Below are 12526 nucleotides of genomic sequence, written 5' to 3'. Positions count from 1 at the left end.
GGCCGGACCGGCAGTTTTTCTCAGGGTATGGGGGGCATCGGCAAGCGGTGCGAATCAGTTTGTGTCGCAGACCCGCATTCGCGCTTTACGAAAGTTTCGCGCGATGTTTGCGCTGTCACAGGTTTTCGCCTTTCGGGGCTTCTGCACAATGAACCCGCCGAGGGTTATACCGTAACGAGTCACAAAACCCCTGATTTTTCACAAGCTCTGCACCGCAGCGAAAATGTTTTGACCAAATTTACACCGACTTTGTGAATAAATTTACAGAAAAATCGTTATTTTAAAAAATGTTACCCATTTCTTGACGATTGTGTTACAAGGCCGCAGGGGAAGTGTGACGCTGCGTAATTCTGCGTCGGGAAATCTTGGGGGATGGCCGGGCGTCAGGCATTGATGCGCCCTCCCCTGCTACTGGAGGAGTATTCATGTCCGATCTTTATCCTGCATCTGATGAATTTGTCGTCAAGGCGCATGCCGATGCTGAGAAATACGAGGAGATGTATGCCGCATCCGTTGCTGACCCGGAAGCATTCTGGGCGGAGCAGGGCAAGCGGATCGACTGGATCAAGCCCTACAGCAAGGTCAAGAATACCTCTTTCGCGCCCGGCAATATCAGCATCAAATGGTTTGAAGATGGCACGCTGAATGTCTCGGCCAATTGCATTGACCGGCATATCCCGACCCGCGGTGATCAGACCGCAATCATCTGGGAGCCGGACGAGCCCACGACCCCGGCGCAGCATATCACCTATCGCGAATTGCTGGAGCAGACCTGCCGCATGGCCAATGTGCTGAAAGCGCAGGGTGTGGGCAAGGGCGACCGCGTGGTGCTTTATCTGCCGATGATCCCAGAGGCCGCTTATGCGATGCTGGCCTGTGCGCGGATCGGCGCGATTCATTCCATCGTTTTCGCCGGGTTCTCGCCGGATGCGCTGGCAGACCGGATCAATGGGTCCGAGGCCAAGGCCGTGATCACCGCCGATTTCGCACCGCGGGGCGGGCGTCGCACACCGCTCAAGAGCAATACCGACAAGGCGTTGCAGCATTGCTCGGACAAGGTGAAGTGCCTTGTTGTCAAGCATACCGGTGCGCAGACCACCTGGGTTGACGGGCGCGATGTGGATGTGAAGGCCGAAATGGCTGCCGCGAGCACGGACTGCGCGCCGGTCGAGATGGGCGCGGAAGATCCGCTGTTCATCCTCTATACCTCGGGGTCGACCGGCAAGCCGAAGGGCGTGGTGCACACATCGGGCGGCTATCTGGTCTATGCCGCGATGACGCAGCAATACACGTTCGACTATCACGATGGGGATATCTTCTGGTGCACCGCCGATGTGGGCTGGGTCACCGGGCACAGCTACATCATCTACGGCCCGCTTGCGAATGGCGCGACGACGCTCATGTTCGAGGGCGTGCCCACCTATCCCGATGCAGGGCGCTTCTGGGAAGTCTGCGCCAAGCACAAGGTCAATCAGTTCTATACTGCCCCCACCGCGATCCGCGCGCTGATGGGGCAGGGAACGGAATGGGTCGAGAAGCACGATCTGTCGTCGCTGAAACTCCTGGGCTCGGTCGGGGAGCCGATCAACCCGGAAGCCTGGAACTGGTACAACGCCCATGTCGGCAAGGGCAAATGCCCGATTGTCGATACGTTCTGGCAGACCGAGACCGGCGGGCATATGATCACCTCGCTGCCCGGCGCCATCCCTGCCAAGCCCGGTTCGGCCACGAAGCCCTTCTTCGGGGTGCAGCCGGAAATACTGGATGCCGCGACGGCTGAAGTGCAGACGGAAACCAAGGCCGAAGGTGTCTTGTGCATCAAGGATAGCTGGCCGGGACAGATGCGCACGCTCTGGGGTGATCATGCGCGGTTCGAGGAAGCCTATTTCAGCCAGTACAAGGGCTATTACTTCACCGGCGACGGCTGCCGCCGGGATGAGGATGGCTATTACTGGATCACGGGCCGCGTGGATGACGTGATCAATGTCTCGGGCCATCGTATGGGCACGGCGGAAGTGGAATCGGCGCTGGTGGCGCATGAAGCCGTCGCAGAGGCTGCTGTCGTAGGCTACCCGCACGACATCAAGGGGCAGGGGATCTATGCCTATGTCACGCTGATGAACGACGTTGAGCCCACAGACGAGTTGCGCAAGGAGCTTGTGAAATGGGTGCGGCAGGAAATCGGCCCGATTGCCAGCCCCGATCTGATCCAATGGGCGCCGGGCCTGCCCAAGACGCGCTCGGGCAAGATCATGCGCCGGATCCTGCGCAAGATTGCCGAGAATGATTTCGGCGCGCTGGGCGATACCTCGACGCTGGCGGAACCGGCGGTGGTTGATGACCTGATCGAAAACCGCATGAACCGGGCCTGAACGGGATGAGCGAGACGATGACGAAATCCGCTGTTCTGATTCTGCTCGGCCCTCCGGGGGCGGGCAAGGGCACGCAAGCGCGCATGCTGGAAGAGAAATTCGGTCTGGTGCAGCTTTCGACCGGCGATCTGTTGCGCGCGGCGGTCGCTGCCGGGACCGACGCAGGCAAGGCGGCGCAGGCGGTCATGTCCGCCGGTGGTCTGGTCAGCGACGAGATCGTGCTTGCGATCCTCAAGGACCGCATGGCCGAGCCCGATACCGCTAAGGGGGTCATCCTTGACGGGTTTCCCCGCACCGAGGGGCAGGCGGCGGCACTTGACGATCTGCTTGCTGCACAGGGCCAGAGCATCGGCGCGGCGATTTCTCTGGACGTCGATGATGCGGCGATGGTCGAGCGTGTCTCGGGGCGCTATACCTGCGCCAATTGTGGCGAAGGCTATCACGACAGTTTCAAGCAACCGGCCGTCGCCGGTGTGTGTGACAAATGTGGCAGCACCGAGTTCAAGCGCCGGGCAGATGACAATGCCGAAACCGTCACGGCGCGGCTGGAAGCCTATCACAAACAGACCGCACCATTGATCACTTACTATGAGGGCAAAGCCGTGCTGAGCCGCGTGGATGCCATGGGCGAGATCGACCGCGTTGCGGCCGATCTGGCCGCAATCGTCACGCGAGTGACAGGCTAGAGTTCCGGGCAACCGGTTTGGCACCAGCCGGTGCCCGAATGCAGACCTGCGCATAGCAGGGCTGCAAACATCCCCGGCTTGCGTCGCGGGGGACAAGGAGAGGAAGCTGCCCCGTTCCGGGGTGGCACAGGAGGAAAACTGGGAGACGTCACATGTCAGACAAGTCGACAGACGCCTACTGGAAGGCCAACGTGCGCATCATCACCATCTCCATGGTGATCTGGGCGCTGGTGTCCTTCGGGTTCGGCATCGTATTCCGCCCGCTTTTGGCGGGCATTCCGGTCGGGGGCACCGATCTTGGGTTCTGGTTCGCGCAGCAAGGCTCGATTCTGACCTTCATCGTGCTGATCTTTTTTTACCGCTCTTACATGAACAAACTCGACAAAGAGTTTGGCGTGGAAGAGTGAGGGAGGCTGCGTAATGGATCAGTTTATCATCAACCTCATCTTCGTGGGTGGCTCTTTCGCGCTCTATATCGGGATCGCGATCTGGGCGCGCGCCGGGACGACCTCGGATTTCTACGCCGCGTCGCGCGGCGTCAACCCGGTCGTGAACGGCGCGGCCACCGCTGCTGACTGGATGTCGGCGGCGTCCTTCATTTCGATGGCCGGTCTGATCGCCGCTGTCGGCTATGGCAACTCGACCTTCCTCATGGGCTGGACGGGCGGCTATGTGCTTCTGGCCATGCTTCTGGCGCCCTATCTGCGCAAGTTCGGCCGTTTCACCGTGCCTGACTTCATCGGCGACCGTTTCTACAGCCAGACCGCGCGCGTCGTGGCCGTGATCTCGCTGCTGGTCATGTCGATCACCTATGTGATCGGGCAGATGACCGGGGCGGGCGTGGCGTTTTCACGCTTCCTGGAAGTGGATAACACCACGGGCCTCTTCATCGCTTCGGGCGTCGTGTTCTGCTACGCCGTTCTGGGCGGGATGAAGGGCATCACCTATACCCAGCTTGCACAATATTGCGTGCTGATCGTTGCCTACACCATTCCGGCTGTGTTCATCTCGCTGCAACTGACCGGGAACCCGATTCCGCAGCTTGGTCTGTTCTCGACCCATACCGGTTCCGGCGAACCGCTTTTGCAGACGCTGAACAGCGTGCTGATGGATCTGGGCTTCAACGACTATACCGGAAACCACGGCTCGACCTTCAACATGGTGCTGTTCACCATGTCGCTGATGATCGGTACTGCCGGTCTGCCCCACGTCATCATCCGCTTCTTCACAGTGCCGCGCGTGGCCGATGCCCGTACTTCGGCCGGCTGGGCGCTGGTCTTCATCGCGCTGCTCTACACGGTTGCTCCGGCTGTCGGTGCAATGGCGCGTCTGAACATCATCACCACACTCTGGCCGCAAGGGATCGAAGGCGAACCGCTGGCCTTTGAAAACAAGCCCGACTGGATGCTGAACTGGGAACGCACGGGTCTCTTGCGCTTCGAGGACAAGAATGGCGATGGCCTGATCCAGTACTACAATGAGGCAAACCCGCCCGCCCGCGCGATCGAGGAAGGCTGGGAAGGCAATGAGATGGTGCTGTTCAACAACGACATCCTTGTTCTGGCCAACCCTGAAATTGCACAGCTTCCGGGCTGGGTGATCGGCCTGATCGCGGCTGGTGGTCTGGCAGCGGCACTCTCAACTGCGGCAGGTCTGCTTCTGGCCATTTCTTCGGCCATCAGTCATGACCTGATCAAATCGGTGATCAATCCGGCCATTTCGGAAAAAGGCGAGCTTCTGGCCGCCCGTATCTCGATGGCCTTTGCGATTGCCCTGGCGACCTATCTGGGTCTGAACCCGCCGGGCTTTGCCGCGCAGGTGGTGGCTTTAGCCTTCGGTCTGGCGGCTGCATCGCTCTTCCCGGCGATCATGATGGGCATCTTCTCGAAGAAGATGAACTCGACAGGTGCGATTGTGGGGATGCTGGTCGGTCTGCTGTCGACCGTGCTCTACATCTTCACCTATCTGGGCTGGTTCTTCATCCCCGGTACCAACATGCTGCCCAACACCCAGGATAACTGGATCCTCGGCATCTCGCCGCTGTCCTTCGGGACTGTGGGGGCGATCCTGAACTTCGCAGCTGCCTACATCACGCTGGCGCTGACCAAGGAAGCGCCTGCGGAAATCCAGGAGCTGGTCGAGTCGATCCGTGTGCCGAAAGGTGCAGGTGCGGCGGTCGATCACTGATCTGGCACGATGAAACTGGCCTGTCCCCGTGTTATGTCGGGGGCAGGCCGCCAATCCCAGCGGTGCAGTCAGGATGGATCAGATGACCCGGAGCGCCGAAAAGATCATGGATTTCCTGCACTCGGTGCACCCTTATGATACACTGCCGCAGGACGAACTGGTGCGTGTCGCCGGTTGCTTCAGCCGCAGTGAAGTGCCTGCGGGCACTGTCGTCTATTCCGAAGGCGATCCGATCGAGCATGTCTGGCTGATCAAATCCGGGACTGTCGAAGTGACCGATGCCAATGGCGCGCTGGTCTCGATGCTCAGCCCGCGCAATTCTTTCGGCGAGCGGGGGCTGTTGCGCGAGGGGCGGGCCGTGACCACGGCCACCACCTCCTCCGATGCGGTGCTGCTGGCCTTGCCGGGGGGGGAGTTGCGGCACATGATCGCGAATTTCCCTGCCTTCGAGCGGTTTTTCAGCCGTGGTCAGGGTCTGGGCGGCAAGCATGGGCGCCAGAACGATCTGGCGACGCTGAAAGTGGCCGACTTGATGGCGCGTAAACCCGTGATCGGCGCCTTGAACACTACGGCGAAAGAGGCCGCGCGGCTGATGCGGGACAACCGGATTTCCTGTGTGCCGGTCGTGAAGGACGGGGTGCTGCTGGGCATCGTCACGACGCGCGATCTCTCGGCGCGGGTGCTGGCGGAGGGGCGGTCGGTGGACACGCCGCTTTCCGAGATCATGACCCCGGACCCGCTCGCGTTGTCGCCGCAGGCGCTCGGCTCGGATATCCTGCATATGATGCTGGAGAACCGGATCGGGCATCTGCCGGTCGTGCGCGATGGCAGGCTTCTGGGCATGATCACCCAGACCGATCTGACGCGGTTTCAGGCGATCAGTTCGGGCCAGTTGGTGCGCGACGCGGCGGTGGCGAAATCCTACGAGGATCTGGCCCCTGTCACCGGGCGCATCCCGCAGCTTCTGGTGCAGCTTGTCGGCGCGCATAACGCCCATGATGTTGTCACGCGGCTGATCACCGATATCGCCGACACAGTGACGCGGCGCCTGCTGAAACTGGCAGAGGAAAAGCTTGGCCCCCCGCCCGCGCCCTATCTCTGGGCGGCCTGCGGCTCGCAGGGGCGGCAGGAACAGACCGGGGTCAGTGATCAGGACAATTGCATCATCATCGATGACAGCGTGTCGCCCGATGACATGGCCTATTACGCGGAACTGGCGCGGTTTGTCTCCGACGGGCTGGATGCCGCAGGGTATTTCTACTGCCCCGGCGACATGATGGCGACCAATCCGCGCTGGTGTCAGCCGCTCCAGGTCTGGCGGCGCTATTTCAGCGGCTGGATCAATACGCCATCGCCCGAGGCGCAGATGCTGGCCTCGGTGATGTTCGATCTGCGCCCTATCGGCGGGCAGGTCAGCCTGTTTAGGGATCTGCAGGAAGAGACACTTGCCGCCGCCAGCAGGAATTCGATCTTTGTGGCGCATATGATCTCGAACTCGGTCAAGCACACCCCGCCTCTGGGGCTGTTGCGCAGCTTTGCCACCATCCGGTCGGGCGAGCACAAGAATCATGTGGATATGAAGCTCGGCGGGGTGGTGCCGGTGACGGATCTGGCGCGCGTCTATGCGCTGCGCGGGCGGATAACGGCTGCGAATACCCGCGCGCGGCTGCTGGCGGCGGAAGAAAAGGGCATCATCTCGGTTTCGGGCGCGCGCGATCTGATCGAAGCCTATGACCTGATCGCCAATCTGCGGCTGGAAAATCAGGCCAATCTGGTCCGGATGGGCCGCAAGCCGGACAATTTCCTCGCGCCCTCCGACCTGTCGGATTTCGAGCGCAGCCATCTGCGCGACGCTTTCGTTGTCGTGCGCACCATGCAATCTGCGGTCGGCCAGATGGCCGGCACTCTGGGCTGAAAGGAACGCGCGTGCTACTGGAATTTCTGGCGGTCATTGTGGCGGGGTTTGGCGGTGGCGGCACGGCCATGATCCTGCGGCGTCTGAGCGGGCGGCGGCTGCCCGAATGGCTGACCCCGGCGGGGGCGGCGGCAGGGATGATCGCCATGGTCATCTATCTTGAATATTCCTGGGCCGCGCGCTTCGAGGCCGGGCTGCCCGAGGAGGTGGTGGTGGTCAGTCGCAACCAGCACCAGTCCTGGATGCGCCCCTGGACCTATGCCGTCCCGCTGACCAATCGCATCATCGCCGTGGATAACCGCGTGCGCCAGCGCAACAGGATCAATCCCGATCTGGTGCTGACCGGCGTGATCCTACAGGAGCGCTGGGCGCTGACCATGGGGTTCTCGTCGCTCTTTGATTGCGCCAATGCCCGCCGCGCCGATCTGACCGAAGCGACCGTGCTGGATGATCAGGGCTTGCCTGTAGACGCTGAATGGTACGCGCTGTCCCCTGATGACAGATTTCTGACGACTGCTTGTGAAGGAGGAGCACATGGAGGACACGTCCCGAACGGCTGAAATTCTGGTGGTCGAGGATGAGGATAACATCGCCATCGCCCTCAATTACCTTCTGACCCGCGAGGGCTATAATCAGACCCGTATCGCGACCGGGGAGGGCGCGGTGGATCTGATCCGCGAGAGCAAGCCCGATCTGGTGTTGCTTGATGTGATGCTGCCGGGGGTCTCGGGCTATGAAATATGCCAATCCGTGCGCGCGGATCCCGAATGCCAGTCCGTGCGCATCCTGATGATGACCGCGCGCGGCTCTGCCATGGAGCGGCGCAAGGGATTGGCGATGGGCGCGGACGGGTTCATCTCGAAACCCTTTGAGCTGAAGGAATTGCGCGAAGAGGTGCGCAAGATCCTTGCCGGAACGCCGGGCGCGCTGCCACAGACGGGCGCTGCGGATGCTTGACCGCCTCAGCCTGCGCATCCGCATCCTGCTGTTTTTTGCGATGCTTGCTGCAGGCGCGGTTCTGGCCATGGGGCTGGGCGGCTGGCTGGTGCTGTCGCGTGCCGACCAGCCTGAACTGGCAGGGCCGATGCTGCAGGCAGGCATCTTGGGCGGGTTCCTGATCCTGTTTCTGGTGACTGGAATCTGGTATCTTTTTGACGCCAATGTCGCCCGTGCGATTGATGCGCTGGCCAATGCGATCCGCACGCGCGCGGTGACCGATGTAACGGATGATATCGCCGCCGAGCGCGAGAAGGCGCGCTATCTGGGGGATCTTGCGCCTGCGGCTGCGGCGATCACGCGCTCGCTGGCCGAAACCCGTTCGGCACTGGCCGAGTCGGTGGCGCGCGAGACCTCGCGCCTTTCGGCCGAGAAATCTCGGCTTGAGAAGCTGCTTGCCGATGTGCCCGTGGCGGTCCTGCTGTGCACGGCGGAGTATCAGCTTGTGTTCTATAACGGGCAGGCAGTGACGGTGCTGGAAGCGGGCGGGGCGCCGGGGCTGGACCGCAATCTGCTGGACTATCTGCGCGAAGGCCCTGTGCGCCACGCCTATGAGCGGCTGAGCAAGCTCAATGACCCCGAGGCGGCCTCGGATCTGATCTGCGCGACCACCGGAACCGGGCGTCTGCTCTCGGGGCGGATGCGGGTGCTGCGCCGCACCGACAGCACCCGCCGCCCCGGCTTCGTGCTGACGCTGCGCGATGTGACGACCGATCTGGCCGCCCATGCTGCGCGCGAGGCCCTGCTGGCGGAAGTGTTCGACCGCGTGCGCCGTCCGGCCGCCAATCTGCAAACCGTGATCGGTGTTCTGTCCGAAGACAGCACGATGGCGCAGAATGACGAACTGACAAGCGCCATGATGGCAGAGGTGCGCATATTGTCCGCCGCGATCACCGAACTGGGCGCGCGCTATGACGCGGGTCGCAGTGACTGGCGCCCGCAAAGCCAGATCCGCGCGGCGGACCTGATGGATGCGGTCAGCGCGCAATTCGATGCCTCCGATCTCGCGCTGGAGGCCGATGGCCCCGACCTGATCCTGACCTGCGACGGGTTCGAACTGGCGCTGTTCTTTCGCTGGCTGGGCGAGAAACTGGCGGCGAGCGGTCATGCGCGCGCCTTCCGCTTGTGCCTGAGCGAAGAGGAGGGTCCGGGCGCGGTGTTTGACCTGCTCTGGCACGGTGCCGCGCTCCCCGTCGGCGAGTTCGATGCCTGGCTGGGCGAACAGATGGATCCCGATATTCCCGACCTGACCCCGCGCGCGGTCCTGAACGCGCATGCGACCGAGGCCTGGACCGAAGCGCGCCCCGATGGCATGGCCTCGGTGCGCCTGCCGATCCCTAATGCCCGTCGTGCCACCAGCCGCCCCGCGCCGATCCAGCGCGAGGTGGTCTATGATTTCGAGCTGCTGTCCAAGGAGCGCAACGCCGGAGTGCTGGAAAGCCGGCTGGAGGATCTGACCTATGTGGTCTTTGACACCGAGACGACGGGCCTGATGCCGTCCAGCGACGAGATCGTGCAGATCGCCGCCGTGCGCGTGGTCAATGGTCGTCGCGTGCAGCGCGAAGTCTTCGACACGCTGGTCGATCCGCAGCGCCCGATCCCGCAAAGCTCGACCGATGTGCATGGCATCACGCAAGACATGATCCGGGGAGCGCCGACCATTTCACAGGCGGGGAAGCGGTTTCACGAATTTGCGCGCGGAGCGGTGCTGGTGGCGCATAATGCGCCTTTCGACATGGAATTTCTGCGCCGTCACGAAGCGGATATCGGCGCCAGCTTCGATCACCCGGTGTTGGATACGGTGCTTTTGTCGGCGGTCGTTTACGGCCAGTTGGAGCAGCATTCGCTTGACGCGTTGACCGCCCGGCTGGGAATTACCATTCCCGAAGAGGCGCGGCACACCGCCATCGGCGATACGGTGGCGACGGCTGACGCCTTTCTGAAACTGATCCCGATCCTGAAATCCCGCGGGCTGGAAACATTCGGTGATGTGCTGAGCGAAGTGCGCAGGCATGGGCGGCTGCTCAAGGATCTGAACTGAGTTTGATCCGCATCTCTTAACACAAGCTTAACCAAAGCCTGCGAAGCTGTCCTCATGCATCTATGCGGCGAGGAGCTTGCGCATGTCGGACGCGATCTTGTTGAGCCTGACGATCGTGACCTCGGCCAGTCTGGTCGTGCTTGGATGTCTGGCAATATTCGCAGCCATGTCGCGCGAACATGCACATCCCGAAATCGCGTTCGGCCAGGGTGATCAGGATGCTGTTTTCATCTTTCGCGAGAGTGAAATGATCGATTGTTCGGATCAGGGGAGAAAGCTGCTCGACATGCTGGGCGAAGCAGGAGCAACCACCCGCAGGTCCGCAATCTGGGCGCGTCTGCGCGCCTATCTTGATCCACGGTTTCCGGAACTGGAGCAGGCGCTGAAGGGGCTGGCGGGAACCGGGCAGGCAGAGCTTCAGTCGAGCATGGATGACGGGCTGGTTCTCGGGCTGCGCTACCGCAGTGGGCTGACCCATCTGCGCCTGACCGATACTTCTGCCGAAGGGGCGCTCGTCGCCATCGACCGACTGAGTTTCAATGCCCTTCAGAATGAACTCAGGACATTGCGCCATGTCGCGCGCAACGTGCCCAGCCTGATCTGGAAGACCGAGGCTGACGGGCGCGTGGTCTGGGCCAATTCGGCCTATCTCAAGACGCTGGAGCAGATACGGCCTAAAGATGCGGAATTGACATGGCCCTTGCCGGATCTGTTCGGAGAAGACGACAGCGCCGACAAGGTCCGGCTTGCCTTGCGGCAGGATGAAGTTGTGCGCTGGTTCGCCCATTCCGAGGCCGCATGCGATGACCAGATCCTGCATTTTGCGGTCCCGATCGATTCGGCCGTGCAATCCGAGGCATCGAGACGTGAAACCCTTCAGACCTTGACCCGTACATTCGCCTGTCTTCCGATTGGTCTTGCCCTGTTTGATGCCGAGCGCCGATTGCAGGTTTTCAACCCGGCGCTTATTGATCTGACCGGGCTGGAGCCTCTGTTTCTGGCGGCGCGACCGAGTTTCGAGCAGGTTCTCTATGCCTTGCGCGAGACGCGGATGCTGCCGGAACCCAAGGATTTCCAGAACTGGCGTCGCGAGATCATCGAGATGGAGAAAGCCGCCGAGACCGGAGAATATGCGGAAGAATGGTGTCTGGACGGGGGGCGTATCTTCTATGTTACCGGGCGCCCGCAACCCAATGGCGCGATTGCGCTTTTCATCGAGGATGTGACGACCGAAGCCGCCCTGACGCGCAATTTCCGCAACGAGATCGAGACCGCGCATCATGTCCTGGATGCGCTGATTGACGGAATTGTCGTGTTTGGTCTGGCGGGGCAGGCGCTCCTGGCAAATGACGGATACAGGCAGCTTTGGAAAACGGATCCCTGCGCTGATCTTGCCGATGGGGGGCTGGCTCAGGCAATGGCACTGTGGTCGGATGCCTGTGTTCCGACAACCTTCTGGGCGCGGCTGGCGGAATTCGTGACCCGATCCGACGCGCGTGAGGAAATCAGCGGATCCGCTGCCTTGCGCACGGGTATCCCGCTGGCGCTGCGCGCGCGGCGGCTTGCCGGCGGGGCGGTGATGGTGATGTTTCAGCCGCTGGCGCAAGGGCTTTCGTTGCAGCGCCCAGATCTGGGCCTGCAGGGCGAGTTGATCCGCAGGCCTGATCAGGCCGGGCTATCGTCTGACCGGGCTGAACAGAGCAAGGCATCCGAGACTGCGGCGCAAATGCTGACCCCGCGCAAGCCGCGCAGCGCGCGACATTCCGGCAGCCGTATCCGCGTCTGAACAGGGTGTTGCTTCGCACTGGCGCAGACGCGGCAGTCGTGGCACAGTCCGCGCATGAATGATGCTTTCCACCTGACCGTCGATACCTTCGCACCGGACCAGACCGCGGAACTTGCGATACGGCTCGGGGCTGCGCTTGGGCCGGGCGACACGGTGTTGCTGGATGGTCCGGTCGGGGCAGGCAAGAGCCATTTCTCGCGCGCGCTGATCCAGTCGCGTCTGGCAGCCTTGGGCCGGATGGAGGATGTCCCGTCTCCGAGTTTCACCCTGGTCCAGACCTATGATCTGGAGGCGGTAGAGATATGGCATGCTGATCTCTACCGCCTCTCCGATCCGCAGGAAATAGTCGAACTTGGTCTGGAAGAGGCGTTCTCGACCGCGATCTGCCTTGTGGAATGGGCCGGGCACTTAGGTGACATGGCCCCAGCGGCAGCCTTGCATGTGAGCATCCTGCCGGGGGCCGCGCCCGAGGCGCGTCAGATCAGCTTCAGCGGCCCTGCCTCGTGGCAGGACCGGCTGAGTGCCGTTCTCGCCGCAGTCTGA

At 62.0% G+C, this 12526-nt stretch carries 10 protein-coding genes; all 10 read left to right on the top strand.

Features of this window, described 5'->3' with window-relative positions; translation table 11 throughout:
* Positions 1-425 precede the first annotated feature (425 nt).
* The 10 genes from acs to tsaE all read left to right on the top strand — a co-directional run bounded on the left by acs (position 426) and on the right by tsaE (position 12526).
* Entirely contained in the window at positions 426-2372 is a 1947-nt protein-coding gene (gene acs, locus BG457_RS03635) for an acetate--CoA ligase (RefSeq protein ID WP_071795646.1), read from the top strand.
* 17 nt (positions 2373-2389) lie between these two features.
* Positions 2390-3058: an adenylate kinase gene (locus BG457_RS03630; protein WP_084657481.1), complete on the top strand. Its 669-nt coding sequence runs from the start codon at positions 2390-2392 to the stop codon at positions 3056-3058.
* Positions 3059-3210: 152 nt separating this feature from the next.
* Positions 3211-3465 carry a DUF4212 domain-containing protein gene (locus tag BG457_RS03625; protein WP_071795644.1) on the top strand — a complete coding sequence of 85 codons (255 nt, stop codon included), beginning with the start codon at positions 3211-3213 and terminating at the stop codon, positions 3463-3465.
* A 13-nt stretch (positions 3466-3478) separates the two neighbouring features.
* Positions 3479-5245 carry a sodium:solute symporter family protein gene (locus BG457_RS03620; RefSeq protein WP_071795643.1) on the top strand — a complete coding sequence of 589 codons (1767 nt, stop codon included), beginning with the start codon at positions 3479-3481 and terminating at the stop codon, positions 5243-5245.
* An 82-nt stretch (positions 5246-5327) separates the two neighbouring features.
* Positions 5328-7160: a DUF294 nucleotidyltransferase-like domain-containing protein gene (locus BG457_RS03615; protein WP_071796029.1), complete on the top strand. Its 1833-nt coding sequence runs from the start codon at positions 5328-5330 to the stop codon at positions 7158-7160.
* A gap of 11 nt (positions 7161-7171) precedes the next feature.
* A complete protein-coding gene (locus BG457_RS03610) occupies positions 7172-7720 on the top strand; it encodes a hypothetical protein (RefSeq protein ID WP_071795642.1) in 549 nt (182 codons plus the stop codon).
* On the top strand, positions 7695-8117 hold the full coding sequence (locus BG457_RS03605) for a response regulator transcription factor (protein ID WP_071795641.1): 423 nt from the start codon (positions 7695-7697) through the stop codon (positions 8115-8117). Before BG457_RS03610 ends, BG457_RS03605 begins: the two co-directional genes overlap by 26 nt.
* Positions 8110-10197 (top strand): 3'-5' exonuclease, encoded by a 2088-nt coding sequence (locus BG457_RS03600; protein WP_071795640.1) that lies wholly within the window; start codon positions 8110-8112, stop codon positions 10195-10197. The genes BG457_RS03605 and BG457_RS03600 overlap by 8 nt, the downstream gene beginning before the upstream one ends.
* An 82-nt stretch (positions 10198-10279) precedes the next feature.
* A complete protein-coding gene (locus tag BG457_RS03595) occupies positions 10280-11983 on the top strand; it encodes a PAS-domain containing protein (protein WP_071795639.1) in 1704 nt (567 codons plus the stop codon).
* 54 nt (positions 11984-12037) lie between these two features.
* A complete protein-coding gene (gene tsaE / locus BG457_RS03590) occupies positions 12038-12526 on the top strand; it encodes a tRNA (adenosine(37)-N6)-threonylcarbamoyltransferase complex ATPase subunit type 1 TsaE (RefSeq protein WP_071795638.1) in 489 nt (162 codons plus the stop codon).

Source organism: Natronohydrobacter thiooxidans (genome assembly GCF_001884735.1).
In the GTDB taxonomy this organism is placed as follows: domain Bacteria; phylum Pseudomonadota; class Alphaproteobacteria; order Rhodobacterales; family Rhodobacteraceae; genus Roseinatronobacter; species Roseinatronobacter thiooxidans_A.
This window is presented reverse-complemented; position numbering and strand designations above follow the sequence as displayed.

Bases quoted from the DNA above. Each gene is read 5' to 3' on its own strand.
- BG457_RS03605 (WP_071795641.1), top strand. From the start codon at position 7,695: ATGGAGGACACGTCCCGAACGGCTGAAATTCTGGTGGTCGAGGATGAG.
- acs (WP_071795646.1), top strand. From the start codon at position 426: ATGTCCGATCTTTATCCTGCATCTGATGAATTTGTCGTCAAGGCGCAT.
- BG457_RS03600 (WP_071795640.1), top strand. From the start codon at position 8,110: ATGCTTGACCGCCTCAGCCTGCGCATCCGCATCCTGCTGTTTTTTGCG.
- BG457_RS03595 (WP_071795639.1), top strand. From the start codon at position 10,280: ATGTCGGACGCGATCTTGTTGAGCCTGACGATCGTGACCTCGGCCAGT.
- BG457_RS03630 (WP_084657481.1), top strand. From the start codon at position 2,390: ATGACGAAATCCGCTGTTCTGATTCTGCTCGGCCCTCCGGGGGCGGGC.
- tsaE (WP_071795638.1), top strand. From the start codon at position 12,038: ATGAATGATGCTTTCCACCTGACCGTCGATACCTTCGCACCGGACCAG.
- BG457_RS03620 (WP_071795643.1), top strand. From the start codon at position 3,479: ATGGATCAGTTTATCATCAACCTCATCTTCGTGGGTGGCTCTTTCGCG.
- BG457_RS03615 (WP_071796029.1), top strand. From the start codon at position 5,328: ATGACCCGGAGCGCCGAAAAGATCATGGATTTCCTGCACTCGGTGCAC.
- BG457_RS03625 (WP_071795644.1), top strand. From the start codon at position 3,211: ATGTCAGACAAGTCGACAGACGCCTACTGGAAGGCCAACGTGCGCATC.